At 64.1% G+C, this 21,911-nt stretch carries 22 protein-coding genes; 10 read left to right on the forward strand and 12 right to left on the reverse strand.

The features are described from left to right. The first annotated feature begins 101 nt into the window (after positions 1 to 101). The 4 genes from RhoFasB10_RS19545 (at position 102) to RhoFasB10_RS19560 (ending at position 3,540) form a co-directional block, all read left to right on the forward strand. Complete coding sequence (locus RhoFasB10_RS19545; RefSeq protein ID WP_167678097.1) at positions 102 to 1,313, forward strand: acetyl-CoA C-acetyltransferase; 1,212 nt, start codon at positions 102 to 104, stop codon at positions 1,311 to 1,313. A gap of 63 nt (positions 1,314 to 1,376) precedes the next feature. Then, on the forward strand, positions 1,377 to 1,622 hold the full coding sequence (locus RhoFasB10_RS19550) for a hypothetical protein (RefSeq protein ID WP_157105202.1): 246 nt from the start codon (positions 1,377 to 1,379) through the stop codon (positions 1,620 to 1,622). 137 nt (positions 1,623 to 1,759) lie between these two features. Next, complete coding sequence (locus RhoFasB10_RS19555; protein ID WP_068421088.1) at positions 1,760 to 2,380, forward strand: TetR family transcriptional regulator; 621 nt, start codon at positions 1,760 to 1,762, stop codon at positions 2,378 to 2,380. A 149-nt stretch (positions 2,381 to 2,529) separates the two neighbouring features. Continuing rightward, positions 2,530 to 3,540, forward strand: a complete 1,011-nt coding sequence (locus tag RhoFasB10_RS19560) for an NAD-dependent epimerase/dehydratase family protein (protein ID WP_167678099.1) — start codon at positions 2,530 to 2,532, stop codon at positions 3,538 to 3,540. Positions 3,541 to 3,554: 14 nt separating this feature from the next. On the opposite strand, the gene RhoFasB10_RS19565 is transcribed toward RhoFasB10_RS19560, so the two are convergent. Then, entirely contained in the window at positions 3,555 to 4,814 is a 1,260-nt protein-coding gene (locus tag RhoFasB10_RS19565) for an EAL domain-containing protein (protein WP_308115276.1), read from the reverse strand. 161 nt (positions 4,815 to 4,975) lie between these two features. Here RhoFasB10_RS19565 and RhoFasB10_RS19570 point away from each other — a divergent pair, with 161 nt between their 5' ends. Continuing rightward, a complete protein-coding gene (locus tag RhoFasB10_RS19570) occupies positions 4,976 to 6,379 on the forward strand; it encodes a serine/threonine-protein kinase (RefSeq protein WP_167678103.1) in 1,404 nt (467 codons plus the stop codon). Between the two features lie 14 nt (positions 6,380 to 6,393). On the opposite strand, the gene RhoFasB10_RS19575 is transcribed toward RhoFasB10_RS19570, so the two are convergent. Then, positions 6,394 to 7,110, reverse strand: coding sequence for a hemerythrin domain-containing protein (locus tag RhoFasB10_RS19575; protein ID WP_167678105.1), 717 nt, complete (start codon positions 7,108 to 7,110; stop codon positions 6,394 to 6,396). A gap of 88 nt (positions 7,111 to 7,198) precedes the next feature. Continuing rightward, on the reverse strand, positions 7,199 to 8,110 hold the full coding sequence (locus tag RhoFasB10_RS19580; protein ID WP_167678107.1) for a manganese catalase family protein: 912 nt from the start codon (positions 8,108 to 8,110) through the stop codon (positions 7,199 to 7,201). A gap of 221 nt (positions 8,111 to 8,331) precedes the next feature. On the opposite strand from RhoFasB10_RS19580, the gene RhoFasB10_RS19585 reads away from it, so the two are divergent. From RhoFasB10_RS19585 to RhoFasB10_RS19595, 3 genes are all read left to right on the forward strand, one after another. Beyond that, complete coding sequence (locus tag RhoFasB10_RS19585) at positions 8,332 to 9,852, forward strand: UDP-N-acetylmuramoyl-L-alanyl-D-glutamate--2,6-diaminopimelate ligase (RefSeq protein WP_084423524.1); 1,521 nt, start codon at positions 8,332 to 8,334, stop codon at positions 9,850 to 9,852. A 197-nt stretch (positions 9,853 to 10,049) separates the two neighbouring features. Next, positions 10,050 to 10,493 carry an Hsp20/alpha crystallin family protein gene (locus tag RhoFasB10_RS19590; protein ID WP_068421075.1) on the forward strand — a complete coding sequence of 148 codons (444 nt, stop codon included), beginning with the start codon at positions 10,050 to 10,052 and terminating at the stop codon, positions 10,491 to 10,493. A gap of 51 nt (positions 10,494 to 10,544) precedes the next feature. After that, complete coding sequence (locus RhoFasB10_RS19595) at positions 10,545 to 10,724, forward strand: hypothetical protein (protein ID WP_068421073.1); 180 nt, start codon at positions 10,545 to 10,547, stop codon at positions 10,722 to 10,724. Between the two features lie 85 nt (positions 10,725 to 10,809). On the opposite strand, the gene RhoFasB10_RS19600 is transcribed toward RhoFasB10_RS19595, so the two are convergent. The 7 genes from RhoFasB10_RS19600 to RhoFasB10_RS19630 form a co-directional block, all read right to left on the reverse strand. After that, entirely contained in the window at positions 10,810 to 11,475 is a 666-nt protein-coding gene (locus RhoFasB10_RS19600; protein ID WP_167678109.1) for a GAF and ANTAR domain-containing protein, read from the reverse strand. A gap of 330 nt (positions 11,476 to 11,805) precedes the next feature. Beyond that, positions 11,806 to 12,603 (reverse strand): crotonase/enoyl-CoA hydratase family protein, encoded by a 798-nt coding sequence (locus RhoFasB10_RS19605; protein ID WP_068421067.1) that lies wholly within the window; start codon positions 12,601 to 12,603, stop codon positions 11,806 to 11,808. Between the two features lie 23 nt (positions 12,604 to 12,626). After that, positions 12,627 to 13,397 (reverse strand): enoyl-CoA hydratase/isomerase family protein, encoded by a 771-nt coding sequence (locus RhoFasB10_RS19610; protein WP_068421065.1) that lies wholly within the window; start codon positions 13,395 to 13,397, stop codon positions 12,627 to 12,629. Beyond that, complete coding sequence (locus tag RhoFasB10_RS19615) at positions 13,394 to 14,155, reverse strand: 3-hydroxyacyl-CoA dehydrogenase (RefSeq protein WP_068421063.1); 762 nt, start codon at positions 14,153 to 14,155, stop codon at positions 13,394 to 13,396. The genes RhoFasB10_RS19610 and RhoFasB10_RS19615 overlap by 4 nt, the downstream gene beginning before the upstream one ends. A gap of 106 nt (positions 14,156 to 14,261) precedes the next feature. Continuing rightward, on the reverse strand, positions 14,262 to 15,092 hold the full coding sequence (locus RhoFasB10_RS19620) for an NAD(P)-dependent oxidoreductase (protein WP_068421061.1): 831 nt from the start codon (positions 15,090 to 15,092) through the stop codon (positions 14,262 to 14,264). 14 nt (positions 15,093 to 15,106) lie between these two features. Further along, on the reverse strand, positions 15,107 to 16,297 hold the full coding sequence (locus tag RhoFasB10_RS19625) for a thiolase family protein (protein WP_068421057.1): 1,191 nt from the start codon (positions 16,295 to 16,297) through the stop codon (positions 15,107 to 15,109). 36 nt (positions 16,298 to 16,333) lie between these two features. Then, positions 16,334 to 17,731, reverse strand: a complete 1,398-nt coding sequence (locus tag RhoFasB10_RS19630; RefSeq protein ID WP_068421055.1) for a 4-hydroxyphenylacetate 3-hydroxylase N-terminal domain-containing protein — start codon at positions 17,729 to 17,731, stop codon at positions 16,334 to 16,336. 265 nt (positions 17,732 to 17,996) lie between these two features. Here RhoFasB10_RS19630 and RhoFasB10_RS19635 point away from each other — a divergent pair, with 265 nt between their 5' ends. After that, positions 17,997 to 19,544, forward strand: coding sequence for an acyl-CoA synthetase (locus RhoFasB10_RS19635; RefSeq protein WP_068421053.1), 1,548 nt, complete (start codon positions 17,997 to 17,999; stop codon positions 19,542 to 19,544). 25 nt (positions 19,545 to 19,569) lie between these two features. Further along, entirely contained in the window at positions 19,570 to 20,055 is a 486-nt protein-coding gene (locus RhoFasB10_RS19640) for a hypothetical protein (RefSeq protein ID WP_167678110.1), read from the forward strand. 69 nt (positions 20,056 to 20,124) lie between these two features. Here the strand turns inward: RhoFasB10_RS19640 and RhoFasB10_RS19645 are convergent, their stop codons facing one another. Together RhoFasB10_RS19645 and RhoFasB10_RS19650 are read right to left on the reverse strand one after the other, a co-directional pair. Further along, positions 20,125 to 20,766 carry a TetR/AcrR family transcriptional regulator gene (locus RhoFasB10_RS19645; protein WP_084423523.1) on the reverse strand — a complete coding sequence of 214 codons (642 nt, stop codon included), beginning with the start codon at positions 20,764 to 20,766 and terminating at the stop codon, positions 20,125 to 20,127. A gap of 37 nt (positions 20,767 to 20,803) precedes the next feature. Next, positions 20,804 to 21,790 (reverse strand): NADPH:quinone oxidoreductase family protein, encoded by a 987-nt coding sequence (locus RhoFasB10_RS19650; protein WP_167678112.1) that lies wholly within the window; start codon positions 21,788 to 21,790, stop codon positions 20,804 to 20,806. Positions 21,791 to 21,911 lie beyond the last annotated feature (121 nt).

Here is a 21,911-nt window from a genome sequence, read left to right on the forward strand (position 1 = left end):
AAGAGACAGCCTCCTCCCCGCCCTCCTGGCCGCCGCCCAAGCAATCGACACCGACCTACGCCGCCTGGACACGAACGCCACCGACAAGCAAGGACATCGACATGCCTGATGCCGTCATCTGTGAACCCCTCCGCACCCCCGTCGGGCGCTTCGGTGGGGTCTTGAAAGACGTTGCTCCGGAAGCTCTCGCTGCCGCCGTGATCACCGAACTCGCCTCGCGCACCGGCATATCCGGATCCGACATCGACGACGTCATCCTCGGCCAAGCATCACCGAACGGAGAAGCACCCGCACTCGGCCGCGTCGCCGCCCTCGACGCAGGCCTCGGCATCGACGTCCCCGGCCAACAGATCGACCGCCGCTGCGGATCCGGCCTCCAAGCCGTCTTACAGGCGTGCATGCAAGTACAGACCGGCGCCAGCGACCTCGTCCTCGCCGGCGGCGCAGAAAGCATGAGCCAGGCCGAGTTCTACACCACCGGAATGCGCTGGGGCGTCAAAGCCGACGCCGTCGCACTGTCGGACCGCCTCGCCCGCGCCCGCGTCACCGCAGGCGGCAGGAACTTCCCCGTCCCCGGCGGCATGATCGAAACCGCCGAAAACCTACGGGCGGAATTCTCCATCAGCCGCGAAGACCAGGACGCCCTCGCCGCCGCCTCCCACCACAAAGCCGTCGCCGCCCAGAACAACGGTGTCTTCGCCGAAGAGATCGTGGGAGTCCGCGTCCCGCAGCGCAAGGGAGATTCCGTCGTCGTCGACACCGACGAACACCCCCGCGCCGACACCACCATCGAATCCCTCGGCAAGCTGCGCGCCATCCGTTCGAAGATCGACCCCGACTCCACCGTCACCGCCGGCAACGCCAGCGGCCAGAACGACGGCGCCGCCCTCGCCATCGTCACCACCCCCGAGAAAGCAACCCAACTCGGCCTGAGGCCCATCGCGAAACTCGTCTCCTGGGCCGTCGCGGGAGTGCCGCCGCGGACCATGGGCATCGGACCAGTCCCCGCCACCGAGAAAGCCCTCGGGCGGGCCGGACTCACGATGAACGACTTGGGCGTCATCGAACTCAACGAAGCGTTCGCCGCACAAACCCTCGCCGTCCTGCGCACCTGGAACATCGAACCCAACGACCCACGACTGAACCCCCACGGCTCCGGCATCTCCCTCGGCCACCCCGTCGGCGCCACCGGAGCACGCATCCTCGCCACCCTCCTACGCGAAATGCAGCGCCGCGACACCCGCTACGGCCTCGAAACCATGTGCATCGGCGGCGGACAAGGCCTCGCAGCAGTGTTCGAGCAGACGAGCTGAGTCCGGTTCGACCGTCGGTGACGCCAGTGCATGCAGCGGACTGTCATCGCGAGCAATCGAGGCATGACGAGATACGCCGACGTCGGCACGACGATTGCGGTGAGCAGCAGCGCTCGACACCACGTCGGCCACGTTGCAGTCGTCGGTACGACCGACGCCATCAGGGTCATCCCCACCGCAACCAACGGGAAGATCGACATCCAGGTGATCAGAACCCTGAGATGGGTCGACGGAGTCGGGGGCCCGGACGGCATCGGTCGTCGACGCCGCCGTTCACTCGAGGCGCCGTGGCGATCGAGTGCGACATGATCCAACACGGTCGACGCCACCGCCAGCGTTTCCATCGAGCGCACCCTTCCATTTCCAACCGAACAGTTGGAGATGGACTCTACCCGTCGAGAATCTCCATCTCCAACCAGATGGTTGGAGTTGGGTAGAGTCGACGCATGGCGTGGGACACCGAACGTACGAAGGCGCTCCTCCTCGAAGCGGGTGTCGACGAGTTCAGTGAGTTCGGGTTCGCGGGCGCCCGGGTCGAACGCATCGCGACCAAAGCCGGGGTCAACAAAGAACGCATCTACCAATACTTCGGCAACAAGGGTTCGTTCTTCTCGACAGTTCTCGCGCAGCAAGTGGCTCTTTTCTCGACAGCAGTTCCACTGATCGGGCACGGCCCGTCTGCGATCGCCGACTACGCAGGCAGACGGTTCGACTTCGCGATCGAGCATCCCCGACTCACCAGACTGCTGTTCTGGGAGGGACTCGAAATACGCAGCGCGGCAATCGAAGATCCGCGTCGCGAACACGCACGCAGGTTGATCGGCAGCGCCACGAGAGCCCTGCCGACACTGTCGGCAGCCGACGCTTCCGAACTGATACTGACCGTCATCACCCTGGTAGACGGATGGGTGGCTCTGCAAACCACCGATCGCCAGTTCGCGGACACCGAAGTGACGGCCGATGACCGAAACGACCGCAGACGCGACTTCATCGTCATGACGGTCTCCGCGGCGACCACCGCAGCCGTGGAACGCGGTCGAGGAGATGATTCGCGCAGAGCGAGATGAACGGAACGGACCGCGTCGTGGATCCGAACCCGTTGTCGCCCTTGCGGTTTACGCCGTTTTCGAGCGGGTAGGCACAGAACGCGCGCCTCCGCCGTGCGTGTAGCAGCACGTTCCACCTTACCCGCGAGCAGACTTGGAGAAGACCCACCGTGAACGACGCATCACAGCTCACCGTGCTGGTCACCGGGGCGACCGGCAACCTCGGCACCAGCGTCGTCGACGCCCTGACCCGTAATCCCCGCGTCGGCAGAATCATCGGACTGGCGCGACGGGCGCCGACGTCGCAGCCGGACAAGACGACGTTCGTCGAGGCCGACATTGCGAAAGACGATCTGCTGCCGTTCTTCTCGAACGTCGATGTGGTCGTTCATCTGGCGTGGCAATTTCAGCCCACCCGCGATCCTGCGCACACCTGGAGCGCAAATGTATTGGGCGCACTTGCAGTGTTCGACGCGGCCGCACGCGCGCACGTGCCGTCGCTGATCTACTCGTCGTCGGTCGGCGCTTACGCACCCGGACCCAAAGATACTGCAGTGAAGGAAGATTGGCCCACGCACGGGTGGCCGGGCGCCGCCTACACGCGCGAGAAGTCGTACCTCGAACGCGCACTCGACGCGTTCGAACTCGAACATCCCTCGATGCGCATCGTCCGCATTCGTCCCGCGTTCGTGTTCAAACCCGAAGCCTCGACCGAACAACGTCGTTTGTTCGCGGGTCCGTTCCTGCCGCCGCAGTTGGTCCGACCCGAGCTGATCCCGTTCGTCCCGAAACTACCGGGCCTCGTGTTCCAGGCAGTGCATTCCGCCGACGTCGGTGACGCATTTTCGCGCGCTGCCACCAACCACGCGCACGGAGCCTTCAACATCGCCGCTGAACCACCCGTGACTGCCGCGGTGCTGGCGGACGTACTCGGCGCCCGGGTCGTACCGGTTCCGGTCATGCCGGTTCGCGCATTGGTACTTCTTCTGTGGAAGCTCCGAATCGTGCCCACCAGCCCCGACCTGCTCGACGCGGTTCTGCGGTTGCCACTGATGGACACTTCACGCGCCCGCACCGAACTCGGGTGGCAACCGCGTCACACCTCGGCGGAAGCGTTGTCGGAGTTCGTTCGAGGTGTCCACGAAGTGCGAGACGCGCCTACTCCCCCGCTGTCCGAATGAACGCTGGTCGATATTCAGTCGACAGTGCCCGGACCTGGAATTCGATGCATCAGCACGGTGGCCGCGTCGAGAACGAATTCTCTGTCGAGCGTGAACAGATACTTGTAACGGGGACTTCCGTCGTGCGCGCGCCCGTCGTGCACGGCGATCAACGCGCCGTGGAACAACGGATCGACGACGATCATCGACCGTTCGAGCGCCAGTGGTTCGTCGGAGCCGATGCCGACGGCACGGTAGCGGTGACCCGCAGGCGCGGGGCGAGAATCGAACACCGCGGTCAACGCCGTTCGTGACGCCAGGTCATCGAGCCGCGAGCGGTACGCGTCGGACATTTCGGTCGAGGTCGACGCGGTGACCAGCACGATCCCCGTGGATCCCGCCGATTCGGCACGGCGCAGAAGCTCGTACTCGCAGTACTCGACGAGTTCTTCACCGCCGTGCCGGAGGCGAGAGTGTTGCCGAGCGAGACCGCCCGGCGTCACCGCAACCGGCGCTCGCACCGTCACCGCTGGTTGCGTCGTCCATCGATCGACGACGCGGGCATGGGCGTCGAACACGGGCAGTGCGTCGGGCGGACCGTACAACCAGCCTTGGCCCCACACCGCACCGATGTCGTGTGCCCACCGCTCGTGGGCCTCGGACTCGATTCCCTCGGCCAGAACGACGGCGCCTGTGCGGTCTGCTTCCGCGCCGACCGCGGTGAGGATCGCGGCGGTCTCCCGAGTCGAGCGACCATGAGTCAATCGCATGTCGAGCTTGATGACGTCGGGTCGCACCAGCGCCAGCAGCGCCAAACTGGATGCGTCCGCGCCGACGTCGTCGACAGCCACACGCCAGCCGTTGTCACGAGCCTGTGCCACGGCGCCCAGAAGCCCGGCGACGTCCGACATCAATTGGCGTTCCGTTATCTCCACGATCACCGACAACGATCGGGCCTCGGCGAGCACTCGGCGCGACTCCGGCGGTGGCGGCGCGCCGAGCGCAGCGGGCTCGGTATTCACGAACAGCTGAAGATGACGGGGAAAGCGGGCCGCAAGAGCCCCCTGTACTGCGGTGAGCCGGCAGTGCCAGTCGAACTCGACCATGCAATTTCGGTCCTCGGCGTCTGTGAACAACTGCTCGGGGGACGTGGAGGGACTGTTCGCCGACGGACGCACCAGCGCTTCGAACCCGACCACCGTGCGGGTGTCGAGCGCGACCACTGGCTGATAGACCGGACGAAGGTCCGGCAAAGGGGCGCCACCGGTCGAACGGTCGTCCTGCGGGCTCTGCACTGTGCGTCTCTCCTGACATCGTCCCAGCGTCCCTCGACCGGAATCCATTGTGCCTTCACTTCTGCATTCTTCACCTCGGGCACACAGAAGACCGGATACGAGGCGGACAAGATATACAGTCGGTCGAGACCGATGAACCGACCGAACTGGGGCACGATCACATGGCAGGCCGAGGACATAACCTGTCGAACCCGCACCACGCGTTGTTCGCCGACAGGTACGTGGTTCGAGAGGTCATCGGCAGGGGCGGAGCAGCAGATGTCGTCCGAGCCGAGGATGTACGACTGGGCCGGACGGTTGCACTCAAGATTTTTCGTCGCGACCGGGGCGACCTGCCGGATCGCCGACGCATCGAAGCCGAGATGCAGACACTCGCTGCCCTGTCTCATCCCGGCCTGGTGACTCTGTTCGACGGCGGGACCGCTCTGGACGATCAGGGCTTCGAGACGCCTTACCTCGTCATGGAGTTCGTCGACGGTCCCACCCTGAATCAGCTACGGGCCGGAGCATGTCTGCCTCTTCCCGATGTCGCCGGCCTCGGCCGCGACGTGGCCACTGCGCTCGCTTACATCCACTCCGCAGGCGTGGTTCATCGCGACGTGAAGCCGGCGAACATTCTCGTCACACCGCCGACCGTGCACGCCCACCGATCGTTCAAGCTCACCGATTTCGGCATTGCACGCGTCGTCGATGCGGCCAGATTGACCGAACACGGCACTGCCGTGGGAACCGCACACTATCTGAGTCCCGAACAAGCTCTCGGAAGTACGACGGGCCCACCCACCGACGTGTATTCACTCGGTCTCGTCTTGATCGAATGTATCGGTGGCCGCGTGGTTTTCGAGGGTAGCGCCATCGCCGCGGCCGTCGCACGTCTGCATCGTGATCCCGAGGTGCCTGCCGGGCTGCCCCCGGAGTGGGCGAGGCTGTTGTCCGAGATGACTGCTCGCCGACCCGAGGATCGTCCCACGGCAGACGAGGTAGCCGAACGACTTGCCACGGTGGACACACTGGATCGCCCATCGGTTCCGACAGGCGACCTGGGCACCTGGGTCTACCCTGCGATCACCGAAGTCCCTGTGCACGAGTTGAATCAGATGGAACCTCCGCCTCGACGACGAGTCGGTCGGATGACCGCGGGCGTCGCAACGGCGGTCGCCGGACTGGTCGCCGTCGCGGTGGCGTGGAGTTCCCAGACTTCACCACAACCCCCGACAAGCGACCCCCGAGCCGAAACGTCGAGTCCAGTCCCGTCGACACCGATCACCTCGACACCCGAAGCAGCAGAACCCATCTCGTCGCCGACCACCGATTCCGTCATCGTCGAACCGGTGGCACCGGAGACGTACCTGCCCGAGACAGCCGCGATTCCGGCTCCTCGACTGCCTGCGGACACTCCGCCGGCAGAGTCGGGCAACAACGGCAATAGCAACGGGAACAACGGCAACGGCAGCGGGAACAACGGCAACGGCAACAACAAAAGTGGCGGCAACAACGGCAACGGAAACGCTAACGGGAACGGGAACGGGAACGGGAACGGGAACGGGAACGGCAGAGGCAACTGACGGTTCGCCCGCGCCTAGCGCCGGGTCGTCCTGGTCGAGGGATGCTCACCGCGTGTCAGCGGCGGGATATGTTCGATAACACCGGCCACGGCGGCGAGTCCGCGACTACCGATGTGGCTGGGCCGCGCGACAATGGGTGACGCGTGGTCGGACAGGCGGTCGAGGCGGTCGCGAGCACGGTCGACCACGGTCAACGGTGCAGCAGCCACCACGTTGCCTGGTGGCCGACGTGCAACAACAGGGTGAGGCCTGGTGGGTGCGGCCCGTCGAACGATCGACCACATCATGCCTGTGCGGTGCAACTGCCGATCCGTCATCGCAGCCCGCAACATCGGCAGCAATTGGTCCTCTTCGTCGCGCACGTCCTGCCTCAGAAGCTGGAATATTCTCTGCAGCAGGGGCTCACGATCCGGATCCTGCGGTGGCATGGCCTCGAGATCCGAGAACAACTCGTCTATCTGCTGGTGTTCCTGCTCGATGTCGAGCGTCAACTTCTCGCCCTCGGGCACATGTTTGCGAATGATCGGCCACAAGACTGCCTCTTCGGCAAACGCGTGCGGAAAGACGAGCCGGCACAGCGCGCGCAGAAGATCGTTCTGCTCGACGCCTTCCGCGGCCTCGATTCCCCGAAGAAGACGATCGAGTTCGACATGGTCGTCCCGCTGACGGACCAGAACGCTTCCCGGCCCACCCAACTCGTCGACCGAAAGATCGGAAATGGATTTCGGCATGCTTACCCCACAGAACTGATTGTCCGGCGGCGCGGTCCGGACACAGCCCCCGAACCGCGCCTCGCCAGATGGATTGTGTCGACGCCCGTTACGTCTCGTCGGGGTCGAGGGCGTCCTTGATCTTGCCCATCATCCCCTTCTCGGTGCCGAGGGCCGCCGACGCTGGATCGCCCTTGGCGCCGTCGTAGGTCGCGTACAGTTTCGGATCCGGTGCGGGGGCGGATGCCTTGTTGCCCAACGGTTGCGGGTCCGCGAGGAAGCCCATCTGGCGGGCGCCGTCGGGCGCGAGACGATTCGCCCACCCGCCGGTGGACGAGAATTCCCCGTCGGACAGATGCCACAGGTCGGTGGCATGCTCGGTGGCTTCTTCGTCCAGCAGAGCGTTGGGCGCGACGACGCCTTCGAGTCCGTCGGCTTGCAACTCTTCGATCGCAGCGAGCCACAAATTTTGATGGTGGGTGTCGCGGGCGAGGTTGAACTTCAACATCGCTTTCACTCCCGGGTCGTCGGTCATGTTGTACAGCCGCGCGGTCTGCAACCGTCCCTGAGCTTCCGCGGCGACGTTCGCACGGAAGTCGGCCAACAGGTTTCCGGACGCAACGATGTAGCGGCCGTTCCACGGGACACCGTTCGAATCCTGAGGCATCGCACCTCCCCCGGCGACGATGGCCTGCTGCGGATCCATCCCGCCCATCACCGCCGCGACCACCGGATCAGCCGCCGCCGCTTTGGTCGACTCCGTCGCAGGCGCGCCTTCGAGAAGGCGTGCGACCATCGTCGCCAGCATCTCCACGTGCCCGATCTCCTCGGTGGCGATGTCCATGATCAGGTCCTTGTACTTACCTTCCATGCGACAGTTCCAGCCCTGGAACAGGTACTGCATGGTCACGGTCATCTCGCCGTACGCGCCGCCGATCAACTCCTGGAGCTTGCGGGCGTACACGGGGTCCGCCTTCTCGGGCTTGACGTCGAACTGCAGGTAATCGGTATGGCGAAACATGTAAACTCCATTCTGGCAGTGGAAGACAACCGTTCGCCCTTCGGATACCGGAAGACCGAATCGGTCAAACCTCCTCTGCTGCACAAGTTTTGGCGAAATCCCCGCTGACACTCGCCTACTTTTGCGATCCCGGACAACGTATCTCCAGACGGCAGCGACAACAGGTTCGCGAGAACCGCCGCTGCCCGTTCGATCGTCTATTCGTATGGGTAGGAGAAGCGATGACCTGCAACAGCGCGTCCATTCCTCCGACCGCTGACGCGTCGACCGAGATCGGTGGTCACGACCTCGCCGACATCGCCGACGCGGTGCCCTCGGCATCCGCCGTATACGGGGACGCGGTGGTAACGGGCGTCAGCGACGATTCGCGCACGGTCGAACCAGGCGACCTCTACCTCGCGTTTCCCGGACGCCATGCGCACGGCCTCGACTTCGAACTCGAAGCGCTCGCCCGCGGAGCAGTCGCGATCCTGTCGGACCGTCCCGCGGTGTCACTGCCTTCGGTCGTCGTGACCAACCCCCGCAGCTGTGCGGGTCCGGCCAGCGCACTCGTCCACCGTCACCCCTCGAAGGGTTTGAGGGTATACGGAACGACGGGTACCAACGGAAAGACAAGTACGACCTACCTGCTCGGGGCCGCACTGTCCGCCGCGGGCGAGACCGTCGGCACCATCACCGGCATCTCCATCGCAGGACCGAGAACCACCCGACCGGCTGCCCGGACCACCCCGGAAGCCGCCGTACTGCAGCAATCCCTCGCGGCGATGCGTGACGAAGGCGCCACGTCGGTTGCTCTCGAAGTGTCCTCGCACGGGCTGGACCAGGGCCGAGTCGACGCGACGCACTTCGCCGCCGTCGGGTTCACGAATCTCACCCGCGACCACCTCGACTACCACCGATCGATGGACGAGTACTTCGCCGTCAAGTCACGCCTGTTCGAATCACACCGAACCGAGGTGGCGGCGATCGGAATCGACGGGGACTACGGTCGTCGGCTCGCGTCGTCGGTCGGTGTGCCGTGTTGGACGTGGTCGGCGTCGGATCCCGGGGCAGACATCCACGCAGATCGAATCCGCTCGGGCCCCACGGGCACATCCTTCACCGCACACACACCCGACGGCCCCCTGGACGTCCGCCTCCGGCTGCTGGGTCCTCATCAGGTCGACAACGCGTTGACCGCGCTCGCCATGCTCGCCGCGACGGGAGTCGAGCTCGACGCGGCTGTCGCCGGATTCGAGCAGTTGACCCATGTACCCGGCCGTTTGGAACGCGTCGACGACGGCCGGAGCGGCGTCGTGGCGCTCGTCGACTACATGCACAACACCGACGGCCAGCACCGGCTGCTCCCCTATCTACGGTCGCTGAGTACCGGGAAATTGATCGTGGTCATCGGCGCGACCGGCGACCGTGACATCGGGAAGCGCTTCCCGCTCGGAGCCACTGCAGCCGAGTACGCCGACATCGTCATCGTCACCGACGAGAGCCCCTTCTCCGAAGACGCCGACACCATCCGAGATGCGGTCGTCGATGGCGCTGTTGCAGCCGGTTCGGCGACGGTACTCGTCGAACCGGACCGGCGCGATGCCTTCGAACTCGCGGTCGAGCACGCACGGCACGGTGACGTGCTCGTGGTCGCCGGACGGGGATGCGACGACCACGTGGTCCACGGCAACAGGTCTGCGCCATTCGACGACAGGGTGGAACTACGTGCAGTCCTGGAGAACAGTGCGTCGACAAGCTGACCGCGAACACGCGCGGTCCAGGCCGACAATGCTCGGCGCTGCTGTCCCGCAACACCATTGAGGTACCGATCGATCCGAAAAAATTTCTCCACCCTCTTGGCACTCTCCGATCGAGAGTGCTAAATTCTTCCTCAGCACAGTGAAACGGCAGCCCGCTACAGGGGCGGGCGCATCGTCTGCATCAGGAGGTGATTGCTGTGCTTCGATTCGATCCGTTCCGTGAGTTGGATTCCATCGCCGCCGGCATGTTCGGCTCGTCGAGTGGTTCGGACCGTGTCCCTCGCTTCATGCCCATGGACCTGTACAAGGTCGACGACCACTACGTGCTCTCCGCCGACCTCCCCGGCGTCGACCCAGGCTCGATCGACGTCGACGTGGACCGGGGCACCCTCACCCTCACCGCCCATCGGACTGCGCCGAGCGATGGTGGCGTGCAGTGGATTTCATCCGAGCGGTTCGCCGGAACCTACCGCCGTCAGATCGCACTGGGCGACGGTATCGATACCGAACGCATCACGGCCTCGTACGACAACGGCGTGTTGTCGGTGACGATTCCGCTTGCAGAAAGAGCGAAGCCTCGGAAGATCGACATTTCGCGATCGGGTGCCGAGCAACGTTCGATCGAACCGCACGCGACCTGAAACGCTGTCGGACAACATGTTTCACGGTCGAATCGGAAAGGAGTGTCGCGCATGGACGACGAAGTGATCTGGCGGGAGGAATCGGATCGCGATTCCTGGTGGCGGCAGGTCCTCGGGCTCGGCGGCGAGGTACGTGAATGCCCCGAAACCGACGCACTCGAACAGGCTTTGGCTGTCCCGTTCGAGGAGGATCCGTTTCCGCCCACCCCGCGCGATTCCGTGATGGTGTAACTGCCGGAGGACCGTCTGTCGTGGGCTCGACACACGCGTGCCGAGCCCACGCTCCCTCCGCTCCAGGAGCGTTCCGGGGTGCGCTTCACCTCGCCGCGGGTGGCGACGCAGACTCCGATCCCAGCCGGACGAGGTCCGCGGCGAGCGTAGCGACAGGGATGTTCTCGTTCTGTGAGAGCTGGCGGATCAATTCGAACGCCTGGACCGCGTCGATACCGTAACGCTCCATCAGCATGCCCTTTGCTTGGCCGATCACATCTCGGGACGCCAAGCCAGAGGCGAATTGTTCCGTCTTGTTCGCCGTGTACAGCGCTACGGCAGCGTGAGTCGCGAGGACCGCGCCGAGTTCCTCGTCGGCGTCGTCGAACGCGTTCGCAGTCAAGGCGAACAGGTTCAAGGCGCCGATCGTGTCTTCTTTCGTGTACAACCGAAACGACATGCTGCTGAGAACACCGGCTTCCACGGCTTTCGGAGCAAACTCGGGCCACCGCGGATCGGTGCGGAAGTCGTCGCATCGGACGAAGAATTCGCTACGGGCTGCATCGACGCACGGTCCTTCGTCGAGCTGCTCTTGAAGGGCGTCCAGCCGAACGGGCAGCTCGCTCGTTGCGGCGTGCGATCGATACTTTCTCGGACCCTCCGCAACGAGAATGTCAGCGCAGTCGACCGCGTCGATCAGCTCCGTCGCGCTCTCGGTCACCCCGCGGAGGGTGTCCTCCAGACTTCTGGGAGCGAAGAAGGACCTCGTCATGTCGGCAATTTGTCGACTGAGGTCGCTACGTCGCGAGTCGGCGGTCAATTTTCCCGACCTCCGATCGGCACGTCCTCGGGCGACAGGGCACGATGCTGGTCCGCCGCCATGGCGCCGAGGGTGAGCTGACAGAGGCAACGAACATCCATTCGGGTGCGTTACCCGGGCGCCCTGGGCTTTACACTCGTCGCACGAAATCGTTCTCGATTAACGGTGCAGTTGCTCATCCGATGTGGTGCTATTACTCCTGCGGTCGGGTCGATCGCAGTGGTCAGGTTGATTCCCGACGAGGGGGCGGGAATCAACCTCCACGTGGAGCGGTTCGACGCGTTACTTCCCGGTCCACACCGGTTGCCTCTTCTCGCCGAACGCCGTTGCACCCTCGTGCGCGTCGGCGCTCGAGAAGACCACGTTCATGGCTTCCTGATTGCGCGCCCACAGGCCGTCGCCCCACGTGTCACCGTTGGCACTCTCGTGGACGAGTTGTTTGCTCGTCACCACCGACAGCGGTGCGTTGACCGCGATCGATTCCGCGAGTTCGAGTGCCACGTCGAGCGACGCGCCTTGCGGCGCAACCCTGTTGATCAAGCCGAGCTCGTACGCTCGCGCTGCCGTGATCGGCTCACCGGTCAGCGCGATCTCCAAAGCGATCTTGCGCGGAATCTGTTGACTCATGCGCAGAACGCCGCCTGCACCGGCGAAGAGGCCGCGTTTGACTTCCGGCAAACCCAGAGCTGCGGTCTCGTCCACGACGGCCAGATCACATGCGAGCAACAGCTCCGTTCCACCACCGAGGGCGAAACCGTTGACCGCCGCGATGGTCGGCTTGTCGACCCACTGGCGAACGAAGCCCGCAAAGCCCCACTCCGGATGCCCGTCGGCGTCGAGAGATCTGCCCGCTGCGATCTCCTTCAGATCTGCGCCTGCGCAGAAGGCACGACCGGAACCGGTGAGAACGATCGCTCGCACGTCGGGATCGACGTTGGCTGCGTGCACCGCATTTCCCACCGCCGTGGACAATGTCGAATCGACCGCATTCAGCGCCCTCGGGCGGTTGAGCGACACCACTGCGACGTTCCCGCGTCGCTCGACCAGCGCCGCCGGTTCGTCGATCGTCGTCGAACTCATCGAAATCTCTCTCTCGGTGTTGTCTATCTACCTGCGAATCGGTCGATCCGCTCACGTGCACTTCCGCAGGCGCCGACGTCGGCAATCGTGCGGGCCTCGTCATCGAGACGGTCGGACAGCGAACCGTTCGACGCCACCCGCATGAGCCTCCGCGTCTGCCCCACGGCAGGGAAGGCACTCGCACAGACCTTGCGTGCCAACTCCTCCACACGAGAGGAAATCTCGGCGTCGTCGACCAGGTCGGTGACCAGTCCGTTGTCGAGCGCTTCCTGACCACCGATGACCTCTGCAGCCAACAACATCCGCGCCGCCGCGCGCGGACCTACGACTCTGGGCAATAGCGTCGACACGCCACAATCCGGCGACAATCCGACCGCCGAATAGGCTGCGGCGAATTTGCTGGACCGTCCTGCCACGACGAAATCCGCGCCAAGCACGAATCCCAAGCCCGCGCCTGCCGCCGAGCCCTGAACTCCAGCGATGACCACGACGGGGAGCGTGTCGAGAATCTTCAACGCATCGTGGACCGTACCGGCCAGATCGGTGAGGAACGCGGGAATCTCGGCGGCAGAGGCCATTTCGCGCACATCACCACCGGCACAGAAGTTCTTGCCCTCGCCGGTCAGCACGAGCACGCGGACGCCGGGATCGGCTGCCACTGCCTCGATCGCAGCCTTGAAGCCGGCGGCCAGATCGGTGTTCAACGCGTTCGACGACGCGCCACGAGTAAGCACGATGCGAGCGATCCCCTGCTCGATCGAGAATCGCACGCTCGCGTTTTCGATACCGTTCATCGGGGGGCCATGCGGATCGCACCGTCGAGGCGAATGACCTCGCCGTTCAGCATCGGATTCTCGACGATGTGGCGTACCAGAGCTCCGAATTCGTCGGGGTCACCGAGCCGCGAGGGGTGAGGCACCTGGGCGCCGAGCGATGCGCGCGCGTCGTCGGGCAACGTCTTGAGCAACGGGGTGTCGAAGATCCCTGGTGCGATGGTCGCGACGCGAATCTGGTGGCGAGCCAGCTCGCGAGCGATCGGCAGAGCCATGGACACGATTGCGCCCTTGGACGCGGCGTACGCGGGCTGACCGATCTGGCCGTCGAACGCAGCAACCGATGCCGTGTTCACGATGACGCCGCGTTCTCCATCCACGCTCTCGGTCGACGCGATGCGCTCGGCAGCGAGTCGAATCACGTTGAACGTACCGAACAGATTGATGCGGACGATGCGCTCGAAGTCCTCCATCGGAAGGGGTCCGTTCTTTCCGAGCACCTTCCCCGGAGGACCGACGCCTGCGCAGTTGACCACGACGCGAAGCGGGCCCTGCTCGGACAGCACGTCCAGCGCCTGCGAGACGTCGTCGGAGGACGTGACGTCACCGGGCAGGAAGGTCACCGATCCTGCATGCTGCTCGGCGACGGACTTACCCGGTGAGCCCGGCAGATCCAGGATGCCGACGTGCGCGCCTGCCCGCACGAGCGCTTCGGTGGTCGCCAGGCCGAGACCGGATGCCCCACCGGTCACCAGAGCGGTGATATCAGTCGTCTTCATCTCGAATTCCTTGTCTGTCCGAGCGACACCTCATGTGCCGCTGGTGAAAGTGATGTGTCGCGGGCGGTGCCCGCTGTCGTCACGGCCGGCAGTGCGAACCGAAGCCTCAGCGCGGGTCGACGAAGATGTCGTAGTCGAGCGGTTCCTGCCCTCCGTACACCGCGAGATCGGTGATGCCGGCTTCGGCCAACACATCGACATCGATCAGCGTCTCACCCGTTCGGTGACGCGGGGTGTGCGACAGCAGCAGGGCGGCCGCGTCGGCCATCACCTGTGGGTCACGTGCGTGCGACGTCCCCTCCTCGCCGCCGAGGAGGTTCTTCACCGCAGCAGTTGCGATGGTGGTCTCCGGCCACAGGCAGTTGCTGGCGATACCGTCGTCCGCGAATTCTGCGGCAAAGCCTTTGGCCAGCAACGTCATTCCGTACTTGCCGAGCATATAGCCCGGGTGCTTTCCCAGCCACTCGTCGGACATGTTCAGCGGCGGTGACAGCGTCAACACGCTCGCCGATTCCGACTTCTTCAGGAATGGCAGGCACGCCTGCGTGAGAGCGAACGTTCCGCGCACGTTGACCTGTTGAATGAGATCGAAACGCTTGAGCGGTAGGTCCTCGGTCCCGGCCAGATTGAGGACGCTTGCATTGTTGATGCAGATGTCCACGCCCCCGAAGGTGTCCGCTGCGGTCGACGCCGCGCGCTGGACGTCGTCGTCGTTTCGCACGTCGCCGACGACTCCGACAGCCTTGCCACCGGCAGCTTCGATCTGCTCGACCGCCGTGTGAATGGTTCCGGGCAAGCGAGGGTCGGGATTGTCGGTCTTCGCGAGCAGCACCAAATTCGCACCGCCCCTGGCCAATTCGGTGGCGATCGCCAAACCGATGCCGCGGCTTCCGCCCGACATCACCGCTGTCATACCGTCGAATCGTAGGTCGCTCATGTCAGTCCTTCTCGTCAGAGTCGCTCGATGATGGTGGCGTTGGCCATGCCGCCGCCTTCGCACATGGTCTGCAAGCCGTATCGACCACCGGTGGCTTCCAGATACGTCAGCATCGAGGCCAGAAGCCTGCCGCCCGACGCACCGAGCGGGTGCCCCAGCGCGATGGCGCCACCGGCCGGGTTGAGGCGTTCGGGGTCGGTGTCGAAGTGGCTCTGCCACAACAACGGAACCGGAGCGAACGCTTCGTTGACCTCGTACGCGTCGATCTGATCCAGCGTCATTCCCGTACGCGCGAGGATCTTCTCGGTGGCGGGGATCGGCCCCGTCAGCATCAGGAGTGGGTCACTTCCCGCCACGCTGAAGCTGTGGAAACGGGCGCGCGGTGTCAACCCGAGCGCAGCAGCCTTCTCCTCGCTCATGATCAAGGCGGCCGACGCGCCGTCCGTGAGGGGCGACGAGTTTCCTGCGGTGATGGACCACTCGATCTCCGGGAATCGCTGCGACATGGCCTCGCTCTGGAACACAGGACGCAGGCCGCCCAGCGACTCTGCCGTGGTCGAGGGCCGCACTGTCTCGTCCGTGCTGACGAGGACTTCGTTACCGGACCCGTCGACCGTACGGACGGGAACGATCTGATCGACTTGCTGCCGCCCTGCCGCCTCGGATGCACGACGATGCGAACGGGCTGCGTATTCGTCCAACTCCTCGCGGCCGAACTTCCACCTCGCCGCGATCAGCTCGGCTCCGATGCCCTGGGACACCAGGCCTTCCGGGAAGCGCTTGGCCAAGGGTCCGACGTTGGGGTCCTTGTCTCCCACGTTCGAGAACATGGGTGCGCGACTCATGGACTCGACTCCGCAGGCGATGACGATGTCGTACGTGCCGGCTGCAACACCGTGGGCGGCGAAAGCAGCGGCCTGCTGGCTGGAACCGCACTGACGATCGATCGTCGTCGCAGGAACCGACTCCGGGAAGCCTGCCGCCAGAACGGCGGTGCGCGCGATGTTGACTGCCTGTTCGCCGGATTGCGTCACGCATCCGGCGATGACGTCGTCCACCAACGCCGGATCGAGGTCGTGTTTGCGGACCAGCTCGGCCAGGAGGTCCGCAAGCAGGGTTGCCGGGTGAACCCCTGACAGAGAGCCGCCCGGCTTACCCTTCCCGGACGGCGTTCGGATGACGTCGACGATCACTGCGGTAGTCATGAAGTTCGAATTCCTTTCGTAGGTGGTCGAGAAGATTCAGATTCCGAGAAGCTCGGACACATAGTTGCGCGCTCGTGTCGGGTCGAACGACCGCGCGATCTGCATTTTCTCGGCCTCCGTCGAACCTTCGGCGTGGGTGGCGAGGACGGTCTGATATCCACCCCAGCTTCCCGTGCAGAGGTCACCGATCAAGTTGATCAAGCGCAGACGCTGTTCCGCGGGAACGGCTGCGGCGAAATACTTTTCGAGAACCTTGCGGGTATCGGGATCCGCCCAGTCGCCTCCGCCAGGACCGGTGGCCACCAGACCGCCCGCCAAGTCCAGCACGGTCGTCGTCGCGGCAGTGAAACCGTGCGCGAAGTGATACTTGGCCATGTTCACGGCGAGAGGATCCGGCAGTTGAACTCCGTTGTCGCCCTGGGTCGAACGCAGCGCCGCGAGCTGACCGAACCCGCGGACGGTTTCGGTGTACGAGATCAGCTCTGTCAGCTTGCTCTTGACGTGGCCGGCCTTGATGATGCCGTTCGCTTCGGCCACCATGGTCGCGGCGCCGACGAGGAGGTCGAGGAGCGGCAGCTTGTAGTTGATCGCCGTGTATCGGTGATAGTCGACGAATGCAATGGCCAACGGCCCGGCGAGCTCGGGCTGACGTGCGAGAAACACCCTGTTCTTGGGGACGCGGACGTTGTCGAACACGGTCAGACTCTCGAGCAGCTTGTGCTTCGACGACAGCGGATGCGAGAACTCGTCACGGTCGCCGTGCAGATACGGCGAGACGTACAGGGTGAGGCCTGGAGTATCGACCGGCACTGCGAAGCTGAGTGCGTAGTCGGCGTCCGATGCACCCATCGCGCGGGTCGGGAGAACGAGGATTTCGTCGGCGTTCGCGGAGAACGACGTGTGCACCTTGGCACCGCGAACCGTGATGGACTCCTCGTCCTCGTCCACGATGTGCAGGTAGAGATCCGGGTCGGCCTGCTGATGGGGCGCGAGCGAGCGATCGCCTTTGACGTCGGTCTGCGCGACGGCAATCGCGACGTCGTTGGCGCAGCAATGGTCGTAGAACGCCTTGGCGTTCTCGAGACCCTCGCCCGTCAGCGCGCGAAGGAGCCCGAACAGCGCGTCGCTGCCCACCTCTTTGAGAACGATCGTTCCAGTCCCGAGTCTGCAGACACTCTCGATGAGCTCACCGCGGCGCGCGATGTCGTCCGCGGTGCGCGGAACGCGATAGAACGCTGTGTAGGGACCGTCGCCGTCGTCCGCTACGGCAAGGTCGGGTTCGAGCTCGGCGATGTCGTATGCGAGTGCGGAATGCGAGATCGCCGTGTCGAACTCGGCGAACTCGGTGACGTCGTCGACGCGTCGGCCCTGGTAGACGACTCGTCGACCGTCCTTCAAACCATCCCGGTACTGACGCGCTGTACGAATGCCCATCTCGTGGAACCTCTCGAGTTGTCGGGGTCCGGCTCACCGGCGTCGGCGACACGGGCGACCGTTCAATTGTTCGGTTGCTGTTTAGATTGGCAGAGCGTAGCGGCTCATGTCAACGCCAACCGGTCACGCGCTGTCGACTGGAAAAACCCTATTCACGCGGCCATGCAGCACAATTCGTTGCGTCGGAAATCGTTCTTCCCTAGACGGTCACTTCGCGTTAGGCTGGTGATCTATCGCACGATAACTGTTCAGCGAAAGGCAATCTATGTACCCCGGGGCCCACTCGAAAACCCACCCGAACAAGCCAGCGGTCATCATGGCCGATTCGGGTGAGACAGTGACCTTCGGTGAACTGGAGTCGCAGTCCATTCGGATCGCCCGATATCTCCGCGACGCGGGCCTTCGCGAGGGCGATCACATCGCGCTCATCAGCGACAACAACCCCCGCGTCTTTGCGATCTATTGGGCCGCAATGCGATCGGGGCTGTACTTCACTGCCATCAACCGCCATCTGACGGCCGGCGAGATGGCCTACATCGTGAACGATTGCGGGGCGCGCGCTGTCGTTGCCGCCGCGACTCTTCACGACGTTGCCGAACTCGTTGCAACCCAGACGCCCGCCGTCGAACTTCGGCTTGCGTTCGGTGGCTCGATTCGAGGTTTCGCAGATCTGGACGAGGAGACCGTCGGCCTCTCCGACGAACCCCTCGAGTCTCAGCCCCGCGGCGCGGACATGCTGTATTCGTCCGGGACTACCGGCCAGCCGAAGGGCATCGAACCCTCGCTCCCGAACCGGCAGATCGACGAGCCCGGTGACACGATGGTGGGGCTGGCGTCCGGCGTATGGAAAATGAACTCCGACACCGTCTACCTGTCGCCGGCGCCTCTGTACCACGCCGCACCCCTCCGGACGGCAGCAGCTGTGCAGGCTCTGGGCGGAACGGTCGTCGTGATGGGAAAGTTCGACGCCGAACGCGCCCTGGCCTACATCGAACAGTTTCGCGTGACGCACAGTCAATGGGTACCGACGATGTTCGTCCGCATGCTCAAGCTGCCCGACGAGAACCGTCAGGCGTACGATCTGTCGTCGCTCACCACTGCCATTCACGCCGCAGCGCCGTGTCCGGTCGACGTCAAGCGCGCCATGATCGATTGGTGGGGTCCGATTCTGCAGGAGTACTACTCCTCCACCGAACTTGCCGGAATGACGAGCATCGACTCCGACGAGTGGCTGAAGAAGCCCGGTTCGGTAGGCAAGGACGGTCTACTGGGTACGGTTCGCATCTGTGGCCCCGACGGAGAAGTGTTGGGGCCGAATCAGATCGGCGACGTCTACTTCGAGCGCGACGAGATGCCGTTCGCGTACCACAACGACCCCGAGAAGACGAAGAAGGCGCAGCACCCGCAGCACGACAACTGGTCGACGACCGGCGATGTCGGATATCTCGACGAGGACCGCTATCTGTTCCTCACCGACCGTGCGACCTTCATGATCATCTCCGGCGGCGTCAACATCTACCCTCAGGAGATCGAAAACGCGCTCGCGGTACATCCGCTCGTTCTGGATGTCGCGGTGATCGGCGTCCCCGATCCCGAGATGGGCGAACAGGTGATTGCGGTCGTACAACTCGTTCCAGGGGTCGAACCGTCCGACGAGCGTGCCGAAGAAATTCTCGCGTACGCACGAGAATCGTTGGCGCGCTTCAAGGTTCCGCGCCGGATCGTGTTCGACGCGGACCTCCCTCGCACGCCGACCGGCAAGCTCGTCAAAGGCCGTCTCAAGGGAAAGTACGACTACCTCGCGGCCACATAGAGCTGACGTGAGCCGGAGAAACGAAATGTCACCTTCGTACGGACGTACCGCGGCACTCGACGGTTGTATCGACACGCATCGGGCCGATTCGCAGTACGAACTCGTGTCGACCGTTCTACGTCTGGCAACCCTCGCCAGGACGCAGTTCGGCGACGCGCTGAAGCCTGCTGGCATGAGTTGGGCGCGCTACGAAGTTCTTGCCCTACTGTGCCGCAACGGTCCGAGCTCCTACCGTGAAATCGGCGCGGAACTCGCCCGACACCGCACCAGTATCAAAAGCACGGTGGCTGCGCTCGAAGAATCGGGTCACGTGACACGATCCTCGGATTGGAAGTGGCCGCAGCGGCTGCTCGTGGAAGCGACGGAATCGGGCCGTCGAGCAGTCACGCGAGCCGAAAAAGCGTTGCACCGCACCGCGATACCACAGGAAGCGGCTGACGAGTACCCCACAGCACTCGACGCGCTGAGGCGGCTCGAACGCACATGGACGCAACCTCGCCTGCTGCCGTGAAACGCACAGACGAGACGAGTATGCCCGGGCGTCGAGAACCGACGTCCGGGCATGCTCCGATCGCGTGGTTCAAACCGAGTCGGTGATCATCCGAAAAATCGACTGCAAATACTTCGCTGCAATATCGTGGGGGTCATCCGGTCCGTCGTCGCGATACCACTGAGGTGTTCCCTGCAGCATCGCAAAGATACTCCGTGCGATGAAATGGGTATCGTCGATCTGGAACACGCCTTCCGCCCGGCCCGTCTCGAGCAGCTCGATCATGTTGTCCGTGACGGTATTTCGACGGGCGACGTAGTGAGAACGCGCTTCGGGACCGAGAAAGCGTGATTCCGGATGAATTCGTGCGATGTCCCGTCTGCACGTCTCGTGCAAACTGACGGCGGTGACGAAGTGCCGCAGTCGCTCGGTCGTCGACTCACCTGCTTCGCTGAGCGCTCCAGCAATGTGGGCGGCCAGGTCGTCCATTCCGACGTTCAGCAGCGCCGCGAGAATTCCCTCTTTGTTGCCATAGTGGTAGTAGAGAGACGGCATCGTTATCTCGGCCCGTGCAGCGATGTCACGAATCGTGGTGCCGTGATATCCCTTCGCCTGGAACAAGGACAACGCCGCCGCGAGGATGGGCGTGAGCGGAAGGGGCCGATACACACGCCAATCGTCGTCTGCGCGGTGCGCGGTGCCGATCGTCATCATGTCGTACCCTTCGTTCACGCATACGCAAGCTCGTCCTCACGACAGCATACTTTCGTCACTCGACGACGGCGTCCGGCCGCAGTGACAACGACACTTTGCCGGTCGCGGTGCGATCGGCCAGCGATTCCAACGCACTGACAGCCGCCTCCATGGGAACGACCTTCGGCTCTTCGACGATCAGGGAACCATCTTTCAGGCGTGGTTCCAGGTCTGCCCACTGCCGCGCGGTGTAGTCGGGGAACGCTCGGATGTATTCGCCCCATCCAGCACCGACGACGGATACGTTCTTCAGAAGCAACCGGTTGACCTTGACCGTCGGGATCTCGCCACCCGTGAAACCGAGCACCACCAGTCGACCGTTCGGGGCGAGCGATCGGATGCTGTCGAGGAATCGATCCCCTCCGACAGGATCGAGGACGACGTCGACGCCCCATCCGTCGGTGAGTTCGAGTACTCGATCCTTGAAGCCGTCGACCATGACCGTGTGGGTCGCGCGGTTCGCGGCTGCGACCTTCGCCTTCTCGTCGCTGCTCACGACCGCGATGGTCTCCATTCCCAGTGCTGCTGCAACCTGGAGCGCTGCGGTCCCGATTCCTCCGGCGGCGCCGTGGACCAGGACCGTCTCCCCGGCTCGACTCCTCGCCCGTTCGTCGAGCGCGAAGTGCACCGTGAGGTAGTTCATCAGGAATCCCGATCCTGCTGTCAACGACACCGACTCCGGCAAAGGGAACACGAAGCGCGGATCGAGAACGACGGTCTGTTGCCACGCGCCGTCCAGGGCGAGAACCGCAACCTTCTGCCCCTCGGTCAATCCACTGCCCAGCGGGGCGGACCGAACGACACCTGCGCCCTCCGCACCGAGTACAGCCGGGAGCGACGCGACCATCTGATAGCTACCGGACGTCTGCAGTAGGTCGGGAAATGACACGCCCGCTGCGTGCAGATCGACCACGACCTGCCCGTCGGACGCCACAGGTTCCGGCACCTCGGTGATCGCGACTCCCTGCGGTCCGACTGCCTCGACCAATTGCACTGCCTGCATCTTGCGCGCTCCTGCCCATGTATGCGGCTCGACGGCGCCGAGGTCGACTCGGCCCCCGGCCTGATTCGGGTCCGATTCGGCCCGTTGACGAATTGTGGTCCAGACTACACAATGTAGCGAG

Source organism: Rhodococcus sp. B10 (assembly GCF_011770055.1).
Classification (GTDB): Bacteria; Actinomycetota; Actinomycetes; order Mycobacteriales; family Mycobacteriaceae; genus Rhodococcoides; species Rhodococcoides kyotonensis_B.